The sequence below is a fragment of the Neisseria sp. WLZKY-1 genome (assembly GCF_046546535.1).
GTDB lineage: Bacteria > Pseudomonadota > Gammaproteobacteria > Burkholderiales > Neisseriaceae > Neisseria.
Genome location: NZ_JBKGTW010000005.1, coordinates 1 through 17,884 on the forward strand (window position 1 = coordinate 1; position 17,884 = coordinate 17,884).

The 17,884-nt window shown below is 57.4% G+C and carries 12 protein-coding genes, 1 other RNA gene and 1 pseudogene; 6 read left to right on the forward strand and 8 right to left on the reverse strand.

Going from position 1 to position 17,884, the window contains the following annotated elements; translation table 11 throughout:
• Nucleotides 1-378: 378 nt before the first annotated feature.
• The 4 genes and pseudogenes from ACLD9W_RS02620 to ACLD9W_RS02635 all read right to left on the reverse strand — a co-directional run bounded on the left by ACLD9W_RS02620 (nucleotide 379) and on the right by ACLD9W_RS02635 (nucleotide 5,666).
• A complete protein-coding gene (locus ACLD9W_RS02620) occupies nucleotides 379-1,011 on the reverse strand; it encodes an NAD(P)-dependent oxidoreductase (protein WP_410840567.1) in 633 nt (210 codons plus the stop codon).
• 1 nt (nucleotide 1,012) lies between these two features.
• Nucleotides 1,013-2,842 carry a heme anaerobic degradation radical SAM methyltransferase ChuW/HutW gene (gene hutW, locus ACLD9W_RS02625; RefSeq protein WP_410840568.1) on the reverse strand — a complete coding sequence of 610 codons (1,830 nt, stop codon included), beginning with the start codon at nucleotides 2,840-2,842 and terminating at the stop codon, nucleotides 1,013-1,015.
• Between the two features lie 216 nt (nucleotides 2,843-3,058).
• Nucleotides 3,059-3,857: pseudogene (ygiD, locus tag ACLD9W_RS02630) on the reverse strand (4,5-DOPA dioxygenase extradiol).
• Nucleotides 3,858-4,076: 219 nt separating this feature from the next.
• Nucleotides 4,077-5,666, reverse strand: a complete 1,590-nt coding sequence (locus tag ACLD9W_RS02635) for a YdgA family protein (RefSeq protein ID WP_410840569.1) — start codon at nucleotides 5,664-5,666, stop codon at nucleotides 4,077-4,079.
• Between the two features lie 148 nt (nucleotides 5,667-5,814).
• On the opposite strand from ACLD9W_RS02635, the gene ACLD9W_RS02640 reads away from it, so the two are divergent.
• From ACLD9W_RS02640 to purE, 4 genes are all read left to right on the forward strand, one after another.
• A complete protein-coding gene (locus ACLD9W_RS02640; protein WP_410840570.1) occupies nucleotides 5,815-6,003 on the forward strand; it encodes a DUF3460 family protein in 189 nt (62 codons plus the stop codon).
• Nucleotides 6,004-6,012: 9 nt separating this feature from the next.
• Complete coding sequence (locus ACLD9W_RS02645; protein WP_410840571.1) at nucleotides 6,013-6,699, forward strand: class I SAM-dependent methyltransferase; 687 nt, start codon at nucleotides 6,013-6,015, stop codon at nucleotides 6,697-6,699.
• An 18-nt stretch (nucleotides 6,700-6,717) separates the two neighbouring features.
• Nucleotides 6,718-7,365 carry a hypothetical protein gene (locus ACLD9W_RS02650; protein ID WP_410840572.1) on the forward strand — a complete coding sequence of 216 codons (648 nt, stop codon included), beginning with the start codon at nucleotides 6,718-6,720 and terminating at the stop codon, nucleotides 7,363-7,365.
• Between the two features lie 375 nt (nucleotides 7,366-7,740).
• Nucleotides 7,741-8,229 carry a 5-(carboxyamino)imidazole ribonucleotide mutase gene (purE, locus tag ACLD9W_RS02655; RefSeq protein WP_410840573.1) on the forward strand — a complete coding sequence of 163 codons (489 nt, stop codon included), beginning with the start codon at nucleotides 7,741-7,743 and terminating at the stop codon, nucleotides 8,227-8,229.
• A gap of 199 nt (nucleotides 8,230-8,428) precedes the next feature.
• Here the strand turns inward: purE and ACLD9W_RS02660 are convergent, their stop codons facing one another.
• The 3 genes from ACLD9W_RS02660 to ACLD9W_RS02670 all read right to left on the reverse strand — a co-directional run bounded on the left by ACLD9W_RS02660 (nucleotide 8,429) and on the right by ACLD9W_RS02670 (nucleotide 14,327).
• Complete coding sequence (locus ACLD9W_RS02660; protein WP_410840574.1) at nucleotides 8,429-8,623, reverse strand: YbdD/YjiX family protein; 195 nt, start codon at nucleotides 8,621-8,623, stop codon at nucleotides 8,429-8,431.
• Nucleotides 8,613-10,697: a carbon starvation CstA family protein gene (locus ACLD9W_RS02665; protein ID WP_410840575.1), complete on the reverse strand. Its 2,085-nt coding sequence runs from the start codon at nucleotides 10,695-10,697 to the stop codon at nucleotides 8,613-8,615. The genes ACLD9W_RS02660 and ACLD9W_RS02665 overlap by 11 nt, the downstream gene beginning before the upstream one ends.
• A 351-nt stretch (nucleotides 10,698-11,048) precedes the next feature.
• Nucleotides 11,049-14,327, reverse strand: a complete 3,279-nt coding sequence (locus ACLD9W_RS02670) for a TonB-dependent receptor domain-containing protein (protein ID WP_410840576.1) — start codon at nucleotides 14,325-14,327, stop codon at nucleotides 11,049-11,051.
• A gap of 548 nt (nucleotides 14,328-14,875) precedes the next feature.
• Between ACLD9W_RS02670 and ACLD9W_RS02675 the strand changes: the two genes are divergently transcribed.
• Together ACLD9W_RS02675 and ACLD9W_RS02680 are read left to right on the forward strand one after the other, a co-directional pair.
• A complete protein-coding gene (locus tag ACLD9W_RS02675) occupies nucleotides 14,876-15,799 on the forward strand; it encodes a Slam-dependent surface lipoprotein (RefSeq protein ID WP_410840577.1) in 924 nt (307 codons plus the stop codon).
• Between the two features lie 94 nt (nucleotides 15,800-15,893).
• Nucleotides 15,894-17,357: a surface lipoprotein assembly modifier gene (locus ACLD9W_RS02680; RefSeq protein WP_410840578.1), complete on the forward strand. Its 1,464-nt coding sequence runs from the start codon at nucleotides 15,894-15,896 to the stop codon at nucleotides 17,355-17,357.
• A gap of 219 nt (nucleotides 17,358-17,576) precedes the next feature.
• Here the strand turns inward: ACLD9W_RS02680 and ffs are convergent.
• Nucleotides 17,577-17,673, reverse strand: an RNA gene (ffs, locus tag ACLD9W_RS02685) — signal recognition particle sRNA small type.
• Between the last annotated feature and the right edge of the window lie 211 nt (nucleotides 17,674-17,884).

Consider the following 17,884-nt stretch of genomic DNA (forward strand, 5'->3'; position numbering starts at 1 on the left):
CGCAAAAAGGGCATTTTTTGTGTTCAAAGGTTTTGACTCCGCTTAAAGTCTTGTAGCATAAGGCTTGCGGGGGTTTTGGGCAGTAAATTTGTTACTTACGCCGTATTACTCATACTGTCTGCGGCTTGCTGCCTTGTATCTTTTTTATTTTGGATCACTATACATTATGCAAGCTGTGCTCGCTGAAAGTCCGCATCAGGGTTTCAGACGGCCTTCAGTCGGGAACGGTATTGTTAGTTAAGGGTTCGGATTATCGGGCAGATTTTACGTTATGGAAACTGTCGGTAACGGGATTTGGCAGCAGGACGGGTGGCGGAAAGAGGCCGTCTGAAAAGCAGGTTTTCTGTTTTCAGACGGCCTTTTTTATGCCGCTGCGGTTTAAGCGGTGACGGAATAGACGGTTTCAGACGGCCACGGTTCTGCGGCGATGATGGAGGCGATGGCGGCGGCGAGGCCGTTTCTGTCCATGTAGTCGCGCGGGATTTCTGTGAGACCGGTGTGCAGGGTGTGGCTGCCGCCTTTGTCGTCGCCGAGGCCGCAGGGGCGGAGGATGACCCATTGCAGGGAGCTTTGGCGCAGGTGGTTTTCGGCTTCGGTTTTGGCGCGGACGGCTTCACCGAGGGCTTGTTTGAACATGTCACTCATGCCTTCGTATTGTTCGCCGCAGCCCATGCTGGTGACGAGCAGCAGGCGCGCCTGCGGGGCTTGGGCGGCAAGAGCGTCGATGATGTTGATGTTGCCTGTGGCGTCGCTGCGTACGCCCGCGCTGTTTTTGCCGCCGACGAAGCTGACGACGGTTGTCGGGCGGCTTTGGCGGACGGCGTCGGTGCAGGCTTGCAGGTCGAGGACGTCGGCGGTAAGGGTTTGCACTTTGTGTTCGGCGTAAAACGGGTCGTCTGCCTGTTCGCTGCTGCGCAAAACGGCGGTGAGGCCGTCTGAAAAGCCGTTTTGGCGCAAGTGGGCGATGAGGGCGCGGCCGCTTTTGCCGTTGGCGCCGAAGATGGTGATCATGTTATGCCTCCCCGACGCCGAAGAGGGCGCGCATGGCTTGGATTTGGCGTTCTATGAGTTCGCCGTTTTCGTCGCGGCCGACGTAGATTTTGAACATGGCGCCGCCTGCGCGGTTGATGAAGTTGAGGGAGACGGTGCGTTTGCCCATGAAGGGGCGTTCGACGAGGTAGATGGCGGCGCAGTTTTCGTAGTAGATGTGGCCGTGGATGCCGCCGGGTTCGGGGGCTTCTTTGAAGTTGTAGAAGCCGCGGCCGACGCTTCCGTCGGGCAGTTTGCCGGTGACTTCGGCGATGACGTCGGGGGTGTGGGCGATGAAGGTGACGGCTTCGTTCCAGGCGGCTATGGCCTGCATGATTTCGACGAAGCGGCCGCCGTCGGTTTGGTGCACGGTGCCGGCGGGCAGGCAGTTGATGATTTCCTCAAAAGTGCATTGGTGTTTGGCGGCCAGCATTTCGAGGATTTGGCCGGGGTTTTCGGCCAGGGTGTCGCGCAGGACGGTTTTTTGTTCTTCGGACAGGGGTTGCATGGATTGCTCCTTTTCTTCGGTTGCGGGAAGTGCAAGCATGAGCTTGCGGGTGAGGGTGGGCGACCAGTAGCGGCCGCTGGTGTTTAATTCGATGAGGCCGTCTGAATCGGGCGGGTTGGTGAGCCCCATTTCTTGCCATTGGCGCAGCAGGGCGGCGGCGCGGGGGTGGGCGGCGAACAGGCGGCTGTCGATGCGGCCGAGTTCGATGTCGTGCTGCAGGCGGCCGAGGAGGTATTTGTTGTCGCTGTGGCGGCTCATGTGGCTGATGTTTTTTTGCCCTGCGGGGGTGGCGAGGTAGTTTTCGAGATCGCTTTGCACCTGGTAGCTGTAGCCGCCGCCGTTGCCGCCCGCGCCCGAGCCGAAGGCGAGGCAGGGGATGTTGGATTTGACGAGGCTGTTGTACAGGTTGCGCTCGCCGCGCCCGGGGTAGGCGAAGTGGTTGTTGCTGATTTGTTCCCAGCCCTGATCTGCCATGTAGGCGACAGTGTGGGCGTATTGCACGGCCTGGGTGTCGAAACCGGCGGGGGCGGGAAACGCGCCCTTTTCTATCATGCGGTTGATGGGCAGGAAGGGGTAGCAGTTGAAGGCGTAGGTGTCGAGTCCGGCCAGCGGCAGGGCGGCGGCGGTGCGCAGGTCGTTTTGCCAGATTTCTTCGGTTTGGCCGGGCAGGCCGAAGATGAGGTCGGCCACCAATACGGTTTTCAGACGGCCTAAGCGTTCGAGATAGGCTGCCGCTTCTTCGCCGCTGTGTTTGCGGCCGAGGCGGCGGCGGATGTGGGTGTTGAAGGTTTGCACGCCGATGGAGATGCGGGTGACGCCGGCATCGATGGCGGCCTGCGCTTTGTCGAGGTCGAAATGGCTCATGCGGCCTTCGAGGGTGAATTCGCAGTCGTCGGCCAGCGGCAGGTATCGGTAACAGGCGCGGATAAGGCGGACGAGATCGTCGGTGAGCAGGGCGGTGGGCGTGCCGCCGCCGAAATAAACGGCACGGATTTTGCCGCCGCCTTGGCGGATTTCGGCTTCTTGGGCAAGCTCTTCAATGACTTTGTCGGTGTAGCGTTTGCTTTGGTCGTCTTTCCAGGCGTTGCGGTAGAAGCCGCAGAAAACGCAGTGGTTGGCGCAGAAGGGGATGTGCAAATAGGCCAGCGCGTCTTCGTGCAACACGGTTTGCGCCTGCTCGCGCCAAAGCTGCTGCCATTGGCCGTTCGGCACGGGCAGGCCGCCCCAAATCGGCATCAGGGCTTGGCGTTCGGGAAAGGCGTCGGGCACGGCTTGGTCGGATCGGATTTTTATTACTTGATTCATATTATCATGATATATAATCTAATAGTAACCATTATTGTATAAAATGATATTATGAATTTTGATTTATATCAATTTTTGTAAGCGTTTGCCGAAAAGACGCAAACCGCACTTTGCCTAAACACCGATTCATTCATAACTAATTATTTTATAAAATATAATACAAATTAGAGGCGGATGCTTAACCCATATGCTTTTTTTCAGACGGCCTTTGGCACATCAGCCCACTTTCACCGAAGTCATGCTTAAAGAGCCACCAACCAGCGTGTCGTTGAACAGCTCCACCGGTTCGCCCTCATCGCGCAATGCCGCAATATACAAGAGCGGCAGATAATGCTCGGGCGTGGGTACGGACAACGCGGCGGCATCGCCGAGACGCAGATAATTGGTCAGCGTATCGTTATCCCCCTGTACCAGAGCTTGGTTGATGCGGTAGGCAAACTCAAACGCCCACGCGTAGCCCGTGCCGATTTGGTCGGCGTGTTCGCGGCTCATCAGGCGCAGGTTGTGGACGATGTTGCCGCTGCCTGCCACCAACACGCCTTCGTCACGCAGCGGCCGCAATTTGCGCGCCAGTTCGAAATGCTGCCGCGCGTCGAGCCGGCTGTCGATGCTCAGTTGGACAACCGGAATGCCGGCATCGGGATACAGGTGCTTCATCACCGTCCACATCCCGTGATCAAAACCACGATCAGGGTTGCCGCGCACGCCTTCGTCCGACAGCAGCCCGCGCACGCGCGCCGCCAATTCGCGGCTGCCCCCGGGCGGGATAATCCACCTGATACAGATCGCGCGGAAAACCGTAAAAGTCGTATATCAGCTCCGGTTGCGCCGCCTCAGTCACTTCCTGCGACGCGCCGTACCAGTGCGCCGACACCATCAGCACGGCTTCGGGCTTGGCAAAGGTCTGCGCGATACGGGCAAAGCCTTGGTTAAAGGGATTACTTCGGTCGAGTACGTTTATAGGGTTGCCGTGGCCGAGAAACAGGGCGGGCATTTTGTCGGGTTTGCTGTTCATGATGCTTTCTTTATGTGTGTGCAAAGGCACGGATTGTAGGAGCGCGGCAGCGGCGGATAAAGACGGCTTTTGCAGAGGCTGCGTTAACCGGATGTTGACGATGCGTATTCGAAGGCCGTCTGAAAACACAAAAAGCGTTTTCAGACGGCCTTTTTGCCCGATTGCGGCAACAAAAAAGCAGGCTGCGCGGCCTGCTTTCCCGATGCCGGTATCGGCTGCTTATCCGCCGGACGCGGAGGGCTCGGATTCGGTCTGCGCTTCGGCATCGGCGCCGTCGGCCAAATCGTCGAACTCCGGTTCGGCTTCAAACACTTTGCCGTTGAGTTTCATGCGGCCTTGGGCGATGTCGATGTGGGTGGCGATGTTGCCGCTGTCGTCGAGCGTGAGGAATCCTTGTCCCGCCATGTTGCGTACGGTGCTCTGCACCATCAGGCGCAGAGTTTCGTCGATGTCGTCGACGGCTGCCGTGCCTTCCGCTTCGTCTTCGGGGTTGACGGTAAACAGGCTGCGCGCCTGGCTGACGGCCATGTTTTCCAAAAGCGGCTCGGGCACGTTGAAACGGAATTCGGCCTGCGTTTTTTTCAGCATGGCGGCAAAGTCGTCCAAATCGCCGCGCGTGAGGCCGTTGAAGGCGATTTGGCCGTCGGCGTGGATTTTGCCCTGCGGCAGGGCGAAGTCGAAGGTGCGGATTTTGATAACGGGGTTTCCTGTGAAGAGGCCGGAGGCTTCATTACGGGCGGTGTGCAGCAGGGCGGTGCGGATGTCGTCTTCGCTCATGTTTCTCGAGGCGATTTCGGCCAGCTTGCGTTTGACGGCCAGCAGCGAGGCGGCTTCGAGATGTTCGGCGGCAACGTTGATGTCGAGCGGGCCGTAGGTGTCGTTGCCGTAGGCGAGTTTGTCGAAGCGGAAGCGGCCTTCGCTGCTTGCCCAGCCGCCCTCTTCGTTCATGGTGGTGTCGAAGCGCAGGTTTTCTACGGTAATTTTGGACGGGGGGACGGTGCCGGTGGGGTTGATGAAAGCACCGATCTGCAAATCGGTAACGAGATTGACCAGCTCGTTGAGCTTGATGTTGTAGTCCAAGCCTTCCTGCCATTGCAAGGCTAGGCGGTTGAGTTTGAAACTGCTGCTGCCGACGGCGAGTTTGCTCGGGCTGTCGTAGGTGTCGCTGCCGATGTGCAGATTTTCCAGCACGATGTCGCCTTTGTCGGCCAGTTTGACGTGCAGGCCGGGGGCGGTGTAGCCGCTTTTGTAGCTCTGCCAGCCCGAGGTGTAGTCGGTCTGCCCTTCCAAGCCTTTCCAATTGAGGGCGATGCCGGAGAGTTCGTCGTAATCGAAAGCGGGGATGCTGAGGTTCAGACGGCCTGAGCCGCCAAAACCGATGGTGTTGGTTAAGGAAACGGGGGTTTTGTCGCCGAAAAAGCGTTTCAGCACTTTTTCCGATTCGGCGCGGTAGCGAAATTCGCTTTCCACTTTGGCGGCGGCAAAACCACCCGCAAACGGGCCGTGCTGAATACGGTTGACGACGGTAACCGGCTCGGAAAGCACGGTTTTCAGGTTGTCGGGCAGATAGGCGGCGGCATTGTTGAGCAGCGTCGGTTTGAGGCGCACCTGCATCGTTTCGGTGGAGGAAAACCAGCCGCGCTCGTATATGCGCGATTCAACGGTGACAAAACTGCTTTCCTGCAACAGACGGTATTGCCCGTCCAGCACCGTTTCCGCCTGTTTGCCGAAATAATAGGGCAGCCCGCCGACCACTGCGGCCGCCGCCGCGGCAAGCCCCGCCAAACCCGCAACCAGTTTTTTCTTCATCGTGACGCAATGCCTGAAATTTAAAGGCAGCAAGCATAGCACCATTTGCCCGCTTTGTCTTTTCAGACGGCCTTTCGCACTGGGAAAAAGCCCTTCGTCAGCCGCCGCTTTCCGCTATAATGCCGCCCTTTCCAACAGGAGAAAAACCATGTACGACTACCAATCCGACGCCACCAAATTCCTCAACGAATACATAGAAAAACACCCCGAAGAAGCCGAACGCCGTCTGAAAAACCGCAGCCTCTTATGGGATGTCGAACTCAATCCCGAGGAAGAAAAAGACTTTGCCGCCGCCAAAGTGGCGAAAAAACCCTACACCTATTATTCCTACGACTAATCCCGCCGCATGAGCATCCGCGCCACTGCCGCCACACCCGGGCTTCTCGCCTACCTGCGCGGCATCAACCCCGCCGAACACCCCGCCCTCGCCCGCTTGCGCGAACGCACCGCGCAACACCGTATGGGCAAAATGGCCGTCGCTCCCGAGCAGGCGGCCGTTTTGGCTTGGCTCGTTCGGCTCACAGACGCGGAAAACTATCTGGAAATCGGCGTTTTCACCGGTTACAGCAGCACCGCCGTCGCCCTCGCCCTGCCCGAACACGGCCGCGTCACCGCCTGCGACATCAACGCCGCCTACACCGAATACGCGCGAGAGGCTTGGCAGGAAGCGGGCGTAGCACACAAAATCAGCCTGCACCTGCAACCGGCAATCTTCACCCTCGACGAACTCCTCGCCGCCGGACGCGCCGACAGCTACGATCTTGCCTTTATCGACGCCGACAAAGCCCCCACCCCGCATTACTACGAACGCTGCCTGCGCCTCGTGCGCCCCGGCGGCATCATCGCCATCGACAACCTCCTGCTCGGCGGCCGCGTTATCGAACAGGCGCGGGAAGACGACCCGCCCGCCCTGCCCGTTATCCGCGCCTTCAACGCCGCCCTGCCGCACGATACCCGCATCGAACCCCTCACCCTGCCCCTAGGCGACGGCCTTACCCTGCTGCGCAAACGCCCGCACCCCGAGGCCGTCTGAAAAAACGCCGCACGACATATGAAACTCCCCTTCCCTGCCGCCATCCTCCTGCTTACCGCCTGCGCCGCCGCGCCCCAAAATGGCAATACGCCCGCTGCCGAAACCGTATCCGCAGAAACCGCCGTCCCCTACCCTGCACCCGACCTGCAAAGCCAGATCGACAGCCTCGGCACGGAAATCGCCCGCCTCAACGGCCAAATCGAAGCCCTGCAAACACGCATCAAACGGCTCGAACACCCCAACCGCCGTGCCGCGCCCATCCGCACCGCCGAAACCGCGCCGTCCGCCGCCGCACTTCCTGCGCCCGACCCGCTTGCCACCGCCCGCAAACAATACCGCAGCGGCAACTACGCCGCCGCCGCCCGCCTGCTGCAAGCGTCCGAAAGCGGCGGCAGCGGCAGCCCCGCCGACCGCCAGGGCATGCACCTGCTGCTGCAAAGCCACCAAAAACTCGGCAACTGCCAGTCGGTTATCAACATCGGCAACCGCTACGTCTCGCGTTTCCGCAACAGCCCCGAAGCCGCTGACACCCTGTTTGCCGTCGGCCAATGCCAATGGAACATCCAGCAGCGCGACGTCGCCCGCGACACCTGGCGCAAACTGATGCGCCTCTACCCCGCCAGTGCTGCCGCCAAAAAAGCTGCACAGCACGCCGACAAATACTGAAACCTCATTTTTCGCAAACCTCTGCGCCAAGCCACCCTTCAATAATCCGCTTGCCAAAGGCCGTCTGAAAACGTATCCCGCCGCTTCGCAGCGGTATCGCGCAGACATACGTAGCCGCCGATGTCCCGTCAGTCTGCGTCAGGCTTTGCCATCCGCAAACTACCGAATGCCCGCAGCACATACCCGGCGCCGATGCTTGGAGGCCGTCTGAAAACTCATTTTTGCCGCGACGCACACGGTTTCCGATACGCAGACACAGCACAGGCAACACGACCCGTCAGAACACAGGCGCAACACATCCCCTTTTCAGAAACTTCAACGAGGCGAAAGCCCCGTCCGCAAACCGTTTCCCAACCCCAACAGAAAGGCAAAAACATGGCCAAAATCGGCATCATCATGGGCAGCAACAGCGACTGGCCCGTCATGGAACACGCCGCCCGCGTGCTGCGGGAGTTCGGCATCGATTATGAAGCACGCGTCGTCTCCGCCCACCGCACGCCCGACCTGATGTTCGAATATGCCCAAACCGCCCGCGAACGCGGCATCCAGGCCATCATCGCAGGCGCGGGCGGCGCGGCGCACCTGCCCGGCATGGTGGCCGCGAAAACCACCGTGCCCGTGCTCGGCGTGCCCGTGCCGAGCAAATACCTGCGCGGCGAAGACTCGCTGCTTTCCATCGTGCAGATGCCCAAGGGCATCCCCGTTGCCACCTTCGCCATCGGCGAAGCGGGAGCGGCCAACGCGGCGCTGTTTGCCGTTTCCCTACTCGCCAACCATAATCCCGCGCTGGCGGAAAAACTCGCGCAATTCCGCGAAACGCAAAAGCAGGCGGTGTTGGCAATGGAGCTGCCTGCGGCCGGTTAGGCCGTCTGAAAGCGCAGCTTTAACAGAGTCAAAACGCATCGATTTATCGGAACAAGAGGCCGTCTGAATGTTTTCAGACGGCCTCTTTCCTTGCTTTCGGCTTGATGCGTGCGCCACACATTCCGCTGCTGAAAAGGCCGTCTGAAAACCTTGCAAACAGGTTTTCAGACGGCCTTTTGCCTTACTCAAGCCAAACGGTTTAGCAGCAGCGTCCGCCGTTGGCGCCGCAGCGGCGTTTGCGGCAGTAGTCTTGGAACTGCAGCTCGGTCATCACGGGGGCGTGGGGATTGTGCCTGCGCTGTTGGGCAACGTAGTTTTCATAATCCGGCACGCCCGCCATCAGGCTGGCGGTGAGCTTGGCGGTTTTCCAAATCTTGGCGAGTTTATGCCTCACTTTGCGCCTCCTGCGGCTGCGTGCCGTCGCGGTACACCGCCGGGATTTCTTTGGCGGTCGGCCAGCCGACTTTGCGCGCTTTCATGGCGGTGCGCACGCCGTACACGGCCACAACGACGACCACAGACAGGAACAGGGCGGTGAGGCCGGAGTTGACGTAGTCGTTCAAAATCACCTGCGACATTTCGCCCAAGTCTTTGGCCGGGGCGAGCACTTCGCCGTTGTCCAAGGCCGTCTGATATTTGGCGGCGTGGGCAAGGAAGCTGACGCGCGGGCTTTCGTCAAAGAGTTTTTGCAAACCGGCCCAGCAGGTGACAAACAATACGCCAAACGCAGGCACGAGCGTTACCCAGACATAGCGGTCGCGTTTCATCTTCACGAGCACGACGGTACACATAATCAGCGCCACACCCGCCAGCATTTGGTTGGCAATGCCAAACAGCGGCCAGAGCGAGTTGATGCCGCCCAGCGGGTCGGTTACGCCGGTGTAGAGGAAGTAGCCCCACAGCGCCACAGCGATAAAGGTGGCGACGAGGTTGGCCGGAATGGAATCGGTGTTGCCGAAGGGTTTGAAGAAAATGCTGCCCAAGTCTTGAATCATAAAACGGGCAACACGCGTGCCGGCATCGACGGCGGTGAGGATAAACAGCGCTTCAAACAACAGCGCGAAGTGATACCAGAAGGCCATCATGGCTTCGCCGGGAATCAGACGGCTCATGATGTGCGCCATGCCCACGGCCAAGGTGGGCGCGCCGCCTGCGCGGGAGAGAATGGTGTTTTCGCCCACTTCTTTGGCGGTGTGCAGCAGCGTGGCGGCATCAACGGGGAAGTGGAGCTGGTTGGTAATCACCTGCGCGGCATTGGCGGCATCGGTGCCGATGAGCGCGGCGGGGCTGTTCATAGCGAAATACACGCCCGGGTCAAGCGAGGCGGCGGCGGCCAAAGCCATAATCGCCACAAAGCTCTCCATCAGCATGCCGCCGTAACCGATCATGCGCACATGGGTTTCGTTTTCCAACATTTTCGGGGTTGTGCCCGAAGAAATCAGCGCGTGGAAGCCAGAAACCGCGCCGCAGGCGATGGTAATGAACAAGAACGGGAACAGATGGCCGGAGAACACGGGGCCGGAGCCGTCGATAAAGTGCGTTACCGCAGGCATTTGCAGTGCGGGGTTCACAATCACAATGCCGATCGCCAGCGCGGCAATCGTGCCGATTTTCAGGAAAGTGGACAGATAATCGCGCGGCGTGAGCAACAGCCATACGGGCAATACGGAGGCCACAAAACCGTAAATCATGATTGCCCAAGTGAGCTGGATGCCGTCGAGGTCGAAAATATGGCCGAAGGAGCTGTGCGCCACGTCTTCGCCGTAAATTACCGCCAGCATCAGCAAAATAAAGCCGACGATGGAAATCTCGCCGATTTTGCCCGGGCGGATGTAGCGGGTGTAAATGCCCATAAACAGCGCAATCGGCATGGTCGCGGCAATGGTAAATGTACCCCACGGGCTGTGTACCAGCGCTTTCACCACAATCAGCGCGAGCACGGCCATGATGATCACCATAATCATCAAAATGCCGATGGAAGCAATCACGCCGGGCACAGTGCCCAATTCCTGTTTCACAATGTCGCCCAGCGACTTACCGTCGCGGCGCATCGACACAAACAGCACCATCATGTCCTGCACTGCACCGGCAAACACCACGCCGAAGATAATCCACAGCGTGCCGGGCAGGTAGCCCATCTGCGCGGCCAAAACGGGGCCGACCAGCGGGCCTGCGCCCGCAATCGCGGCAAAATGGTGGCCAAACAACACGCCCTTGTGCGTCGGCACATAGTCCAAACCGTCGTTGTGCCGCTCGGCGGGCGTGAGGCGGTTGGGGTCGAGCTGCATCACACGGTTGGCGATGTAGAGGCTGTAAAAACGGTAGGCGATGCAGTACACCGACACGGCGGCCGTAACCATCCATATCGCGCTGACCTGCTCGCCCCTGCTGAGGGCAAGCGTGGTAAACGAGGCCAAGCCGACCAAGACCACGATGCCCCAAATCAGAAAGGTTTTTAGCGATTTCATGGTTCTATCCTTAAAAATCAACGGTTAACTAAACAGGGCCCGAATGTTTGCACCGGCAAAATACAGCAAAGGCCGACGCTCTATGGCATAAAACATAATGATGAAAGTGTGCAAGCCCGCCCGAAAGCTTAACACAAAGCAGCAAAACACGCGGCGGATTTAACACGGCCGCGCCATACTCGGCGCAGCGAAGAGGCCGTTCCCGCCAGCACCCCTTCGGGGCATAACCGCGGGAATGACGTTTCTGAAAGCCAAGTCCCAACGAAGTTAAAAACGGATTGAAACCCTACTTAGAACAAGCAGAGGCCGTCTGAAAACATGGAATAGGCTTTTCAGACGGCCTCTTCGTTCCTAAAATTTCCCCGTAAAACCAATGGTTACAGCCCGTCCCGGAGCGGGGATGGGGACGTTGGACATCGGGTCGAGGTAGTAGCGGTTGGTGAGATTGGTGATGCCGAAGTTCAGGCCGAAGTTTTTGCCAATTTGGTATTTGCCGTACATGTCGAACACCAGTGCGGCGCGCCAGTGGTAGGGGCGGCCGGTGGCTTCGAGAATGCGCGCCAAGCCCTGTTCGGCCAGCTGGTCCTGCTGTTTGGTGCTGACGGTGCTGTGGTAGATGCCGCGCATGCCCAGTTCCAAACGGTTGTTCAGGCGGCGGGTGCCGATATCGAGATTAATCGAGTATTTCGGCTGCATGGTCTGGTAGAAACGGGTGGCGCCGAAGCCGCCGTCTATGCATTCGGGGATGCGGTTGTTGTAGACGTCGTAGTTCCACGCCGTCGTTTTGTCGCAGACGCGCTGGCGCAGGCGGTAGTTCGCGCCGAAGGCGGCAAACCATCTGCCGCTGTCGAGGCGGCTTTGCAGCTCGATGCCCGCGCTTTGCTTTTTGTCGTATTGGGTGAGGTTTTTGTTTTCGGTGATGTCGATGGCGTTTTTGATGGTGTTGTTGTAGTAGGTCAGGCGCACGTCGCCCGCTTTGAGCCGCTTGGCATAGGGGGCGAAGTTGAAGGAATAGCCGATTTCCCAGTTGGTACTGCGCTCGGGTTTGAGGTGAAACTCGGTAGAGTGGGGATACAGCAGGTTGACATTGGTGGTGGTGGCTTCGTAAATGCTGGGGAAGCGGGTGGCGCGGGCGAAACGGGCAAACAGGCGGCCGTTGTCGGTGAGATCGTAGCTGACGGCCAGCATCGGCGACCAGGAGTGGGCGGTCAGGCGTTGCGGCGTCGGCCAGATTTCTTCTTCGGTTTGCGGTTTTTTGTAAACATCGGACAGGTTTCTTGCCAGATCCGCCTGATTTTTTCTTTCCAGATAGTTGTATTGTCCTCTGGTTGCCATTCCGTTTAGATATTTCCAATAGTTGCCGGCCAGTCCCTGCGGATTTTCCGCCCTTTCGTCAAACTGGCCCTTGCGGAATAGCGGGCCCTGGTATTGGCCGTTGACATAGGGCGTGTAGACATATTTCAGGCGGTAAACCGCGCCGTCGTAGCGGCCTATCAAATCTTGCCCGTTGCGGTCGGTGATTTTGATAGGCTCTTGTATATTTCCGCTTTTATTGGTTACATCGTCATAGTCGTAGCCGTATTTGTTTCTAAATCTGTCGCGCAGCTCCTGAACCTTGTACGGATCATGGGTTTCATCCCATGTCCGCAAAATCCGCCGTATATCGTCAGCCTCTTCTTTATTGCTTATCAGCTCGTAATAGGGTGCTTCTGCGCCGACGACATAACCGGTGGAAAGCTTTCCTCCTTGCATATCGGAAGAATAAAACGGATCTTTCTTCTCACGCCGCGCTTTGGCCAAGGCATCATCAAACGCCCAGAATTTTTCATAGCGCACGCCCGCCTGAATGTTCAGACGGCCGGTCGGCTGCCAGTCGAAGGCCAGACCCGCTCCCCATTCGTGGCGGCGTCCCGCCCGCGGGCCCGCAATGGCGGTAGCGGTGCTGACCGCGCCGATAATATCGAAGAAATCTTTGTCGTTATGGGAGATCTGTGTTTTTTCGTCGAGTTTTTCGTATTGGATATTGCCCGACAAAGTCATGCTTAATTTGTCGCTGAGGCGGAAACGGTTGCTGATGTCGGCGCCGAAACGAGTGGCATAAGTACGCTGCTCAGCACCGGATTTGACGCGGTATGCACCGGGAACGGGAGGAGGATCTTTCGGCTCTTCCTTCGGTATGTCGTTGCAGGTCATGCCCTGTTCTGTCAGTCGTTGGGGGGTTTTATGGCGAATGAAACATTGCACCCAGTTATCGTAATTGGTATCCCCATAGGTAACGCCCAATTCGGGGCCGCCGCTCTGGTGGCGGCTGCTGTCGGTACGGATACGCCAAACATTGGCCTGCAAGTCTATCCAGCGGCTGTTTTCCGGCTGCCATTCGTAGCCCAGTTTGTAGCTTTTGCTTTGGATATGGGAATCCAGACCTTGAATAGGATAATAGCGCGGTTGTTGGCCAACAAAATTATATTCATCGCTGAATCCAAGCACCAATGCATTATAAAAAGGGTTGTTTTCGCCGAAGCGGACGCGGGTGCGCATATGGCTGAGGCTGATTTTCTGATTGTGCGGCAGATACCAGTTGTTTTTCAGCAGCAGGGTTTTGCTCTCGACATTGCTGTTAAATACCTCTTCGCCCGGGCGGTAGAGCTTGGCCATATTGGGAATCATGGTGGCGGAAGTGTTGCCGAAATCGGGATGGTCGGAATCGTAAACGGGATTGTAGAGATAGCCTCCCGCACTGCGTTTGCCGGAAAAATAATTGCCCTTGCTGCGGTCGCTGTAAGCAATAAGGCCGTCTGAAAGACGGCTTTTGAAGGCGGCAGCTACCAGTCCCGATTTGTCTCCCTTGAAATTGGACAGTTTGTGGCTCCGGCTTCTCGGGGGTACATAATTATCAAATTCCAAAGCCTGATATATCTCCCCCGTTCCCGCTACCCGCCCGCTCGGACCATCGGCGATTGGCCGGTTTGGAATGGTTCGATAGTCTTCCACACCCAAATATTGCAGATTGTCCACGCGCGGTTTGGCGGTATTGTCGGAAAAGCTGCCTTTGATTTGAATCCCCCATTTGTCGCCTTCCGGCACGATATCGTCCGCTTCGATGGTAGAAATCGCTACCGAACCGCCAACGCCCGATTTGACGCCGCGCGTCATGGCCGGGCTTTTTTCCACAGCAATGCTGCGGAACAGGGCGGGATCGACGTAGTTGCGGTCGGCAATGCCGTAGTTGTTCATCCACACGTCTACGGTCTGTTCCGTGCCGTCGATAGTGACGGGGATGCGGCCTTTGCCCGATATGCCGCGTATGCTCGGCGTAATTGCGCTGCCCGCATTGCGGGTGTTCATGTTGTAGACGCCGTTCAAGCCTTTGAGGACATCACCTGCGGCGTCGGTTTGGTAGCGTTCGAGATATTCTTTGCCGAGATAGGCATTGGAGACATTTTTGCTGTATTGCTGCGCTTCGCCTTTTTCATCACGGGTAAGGCGTTTGGCGCGGACGGTTACAGAATCGAGGGCGTTGCTTTCGGACGTATTTTCAGCAGACGTACTGTCGGCCGCCCAGACTTCGGGCATGCAGAACAGCAGGCCGAGGCAGGCGGCGAGGGTGTTTAAACGGCGGTTGGTTTTCATCTTTCGCTCCTTATGGTTTGCGTTTTAAAAAACAGGCGGAGCGGTTTGTGTTTTTTTTTTGGGGATTTGTAGAAATAAAAAAGCCACTCTGTGTCGGCTTGGCGGCAGATTGTACGGCATTTGCAAAGATTTGATAAGGCGGCATCATAGCCTTTACATATAGGCCGTCTGAAAACGCCTTCCGTAAAGAAGCAGTTTTACCACCAACCTATCCACCCAATATTCTAAATCAATTAATGATGAATTTTATATAATATTTTTCAATGATTTAATCTTTACACAATTTCTACCATTAACCGCTTGCAATATGGAATAATCGGAATTATCATCCGCAACCGTTCAGACAGGCAGCCCGAAGGCTCTTAGCAAAAAACAAGCGGATTTCACAAATCCGCCCGATAAAACTACATAAATAAGGCCGTCTGAAAGACCGTAGCCAAGTCGCAGATACCACGCCAAGCAAGTTTTGCGCACCGCGCAAATTCAGCCGCAAGCCTGTCGGCAAAACGGCTTGACCTTCCCACCGTTAATTTGCAAAGGAAATCCTTATGAATATCCAAGTAAAAGTATTGGCCGCAACCTTGGCCTTAACCGTATCCGCTTTTGCCTCCGCAGTAGCCGGCGAATCTTCAGATCCAAATTCGGTTTCTACCAAATATGCATCAACTGCCCTTCCGTTCGGTGCTGGTAAAGCTGCCCTGCAAATCAATAACAGCTCCATCCGTATTAATATCGGCGATGGTCCGGTTAAACATATCAATAAAAAATACGGCGGCAAAGCCATCAACGGTAATAACTTTACCGCTAGCGTAGACGGTTTAGCACATGAAAAATACCTGACCATTAAGGATGTCAACCCTGTTCTCGGTTTCTTTAACAATGATACCTTGGGTCGTGTTTGGTATGAAAAACGTGCCCAAAATGTTGATGTTTATTCGGTGCGCCAGCTTGCCGATCCCAGACTGCCCATTGCACCAAAATTCGGCGGCTTGGTTATCGGCCAGGTGAAAAACCTGTCTGACGGCAGCGGCGTGTACTTCGGCGAATGGGCGCCGCGTAAAAATAACACCATCGTCAAGGAAGATCCTCTCGGCTTGAAAGATCCCAACCACACCGTTTGGTTTGCAGGCGATAATCCGACCGGCAGAACCCAAGGCTTGGCCAATGTAACCTATGATGTGGTCGGCATCAACCAACACGTTCCGGGTCAGAACGACTTCTATCGCGGCAAAGTAACCGCCAAGTTTGGTACGACTCCGACAGGCAGCATGAGCGGTGCGATTGTTCGCGGTAATGACAGGCTGAGCTTTGACAAAGCTGTGATTACCAACAGTACCGGCAAATTCGAAGATACTGCCCAAGGCATGAAAGGCCAGTTCTTCGGCAGGGGCGCGGAAGCGATGGCAGGTATCGCCGAACGCGGCACAGCCGACCGCAAAGACGACATCGCCTTCGGCGGCCGCAAACAGTAAGAAGGCCGTCTGAAAAGAAACTCCAAAATCATGATGGGTTTGAACAGGGGAAACCGGACTCCGTGTCCGGTTTCCCCTGTTATTGGGAGACACTATGAAAAAACACATTCTGCCGCTTATCCTGCTTGTCCTGCCCGCCGCCGCGCTGGCCGACGAAGACGACACCCGTATGCTGCTCGACGGCGCGCAGCAGCAAATGCGCCGCCAGCAGGACGGCGTGGCGTTTTCAGACGGCCTATCCGAGAGCGGCAGCATCGAAATCGACGGCGAAACCTATATCGTACCCAATACCGCCAACGATTTGGAGCTGGGCATTTATTACGCGATAGACGGCCGCCAATGGGGCAAGGTGCGCGAATTTGCCGCCGCCTACCGCCGTCTGCCCGAACACAAAACCCATCTGGCGCTGATGGCCGAAGGCTTGGCCGAACGCGCCGAGGGCAGAGTCGATGCCGCTTTGGAAAAAATGAAAGCCGCACACGCGGCCGCGCCCGACGATGTGCGCGTCGGCCTCGAGCTGGCGCGGCTCTACGGCGAAGACAACCAAAACCGCGAATCGCAGGCGCAGTTTAAAGAAGTATTGAAAGGAGAGATGCCGTCTGAAACCCGCGCGGCCGTGCAAAGCTATCTCGACATACTCGACCAGCGCCGCCGCTGGCACGGCAGCATCAGCATCGGCGGCGGCTACAACAACAATATCAACCAGGGCAACGGCAAACGCGAATGCGTCGGCTCGTTTATGGGACAGTGTTTCAGCTACCGCACCCTGCCCTCGCCCGTCGGCTCGGCGTTTTGGCAATACAGCGCCGTCGCCTCGAAAAAAATCCCCCTGCGCGGCCATCACAGCCTGCTGCTGCGCCCGCTCTCCTACGGTACAAAATACCGCCGCGACGACACCCAATCCGAGCCGCCCGAGCCGTACAGCGAAAACACCGCCGCCCTTTACGCGGGCTACGAACACAACACCGCCGACAGCGATTTCACGTTTACCCCCTATTTCGAACACTACTTTCGCGGCGGCCGCAGCCGCTACCGCGCATGGGGCGCGGAAGCCGCGTGGGAAAAAAACCTCACGGCCAAATGGTCGCTCAACGTCCGCGCCGAAGCCAAGCGGGTGAAATACCTCGAACAGGAGCGGCAGTATTACAGCGACTACACCCTCTACACCGGCGGCGCGGGGCTGGGCTACACCTTTTCAGACGGCCTCGGCCTCTACGGCGGCATCGACCTCGCCCGCCGCAAATACCCCTACGCCGCCTCGCGCAGCAAGGAATACACCGCCCGCATCGGCGGCTACAAAATGTTTAAAAACGGCGTTTATTTCAACGCCGCCGCCCTCTACCGTCTCAGCCGCTACGATGCCGGCAGCTACCTCACCGCCGGCGAACCGCGCCGCGACCGCCAAACCATCCTCACCGCCGCCCTCGGCGCATCCAAACTTTCCTTCAAAGACATCTATCCCGAATTGCGCGTCAAACGCACCGTCGGCCGCAGCAATGCCGATCTCTTTGCCTACAAGCAAAACGAAATCGCCCTGGCTTTGAAATACCGGTTTTAAGCGTTCGGGCAATAATAGAGGCCGTCTGAAAGTGCTGCTCCGCGTTTTTCAGACGGCCTTTCAAGTGTTTCTGTTTGAGCGAAGAGGCCGTCTGAAAACGTGAAATGCGGCTTTTCAGAAACGTCATTCCCGCCTACGCAGGAACGGCCTCTCCGCTCCGAATCATTACGGAAAACCAAGCAAAAAGCCGCAGGCAAAACCTGCGGCTTTTTCAAATAGGGCGGCGAGCCCGACCCCCGGCACTGGCTCGTCGGAGTGGGCTGCTGGCTTCCGCCCCTGACCCGTTGTTCCAAGTTGCCATGCGGGGAGACCCGCCATAAGAAGCGGCGCATTATAACCGTGCCGCCGCGAAACACCAAGCGGATTTTTGCCGCATGCCTTGCGCGGGCGGATTGTCTACATTCCAACTTGAAACGGCGTTAAATTTACATTACATTGCAACAACACAACAAAACCTGAGGCCGTCTGAAAACGGAGTCTTCCCCGCTTTCAGACGGCCTAGGGTCTGTTGATAATCAGCCTTGCGG